A 726-nucleotide genomic window follows, 5' to 3' on the forward strand; every position below is an offset into this window, starting at 1 on the left:
ATTCAAAACTAAAGGTGAGTTATTTGAGAGTACATTAGCACTTCCTAAAGATATGAATTTTGACAATTATATAAATGCATGGGAAAAGTTAGACTTTATAAAAGTACTTTCAAACTCTTTATTTATAACAATAATAAGTGTTTTATTTATAATAATATTTGCATCAATGGCAGCGTGGATGATGGAAAGAACTAATTCTAAAGTATGTAAAGTAATATTAGTTATTTTAGTTGCATCAATGTTAGTAACTTTCCAATCTATAATGCTACCTCTTATAAATATAATGGGTAAATTAAAACTTCTTAATATGCCAGGAATTATATTTATGTATGTAGGATTTGGTTCAGCATCAGCGATATTCTTATACCATGGATTTGTAAAAAGTATACCAAAGGAATTAGATGAAGCTGCATTAATAGATGGGTGTAATAAGTGGCAAACATTTAGATATATAATATTCCCACTTTTAAAACCTATATCTATAACAGTTGCAATATTAAATACAGTATGGATATGGAATGACTTCTTATTACCATCACTGGCAATAAATAATCCAGAAACTAGAACAATACCATTATCAATGTTTTTCTTCTTCGGTCAATATACAAAGCAATGGGATTTAGCGCTTGCAGGGCTAGTTTTAACTATAATACCTGTACTAATATTCTACTTCTTTGCTCAAAAACACATTATAAAAAGTGTTACATCGGGAAGTATAAAATAATA

The 726-nt window shown here is 28.0% G+C and carries 1 protein-coding gene; it reads left to right on the forward strand.

Annotated elements, in window-relative coordinates:
- On the forward strand, positions 1-724 hold a 724-nt coding region (locus G3997_RS02665; protein WP_296647671.1), incomplete at its 5' end, for a carbohydrate ABC transporter permease.
- Positions 725-726 lie beyond the last annotated feature (2 nt).

This window comes from Romboutsia sp. 13368, from assembly GCF_018336475.1.
In the GTDB taxonomy this organism is placed as follows: Bacteria; Bacillota; Clostridia; order Peptostreptococcales; family Peptostreptococcaceae; genus Romboutsia.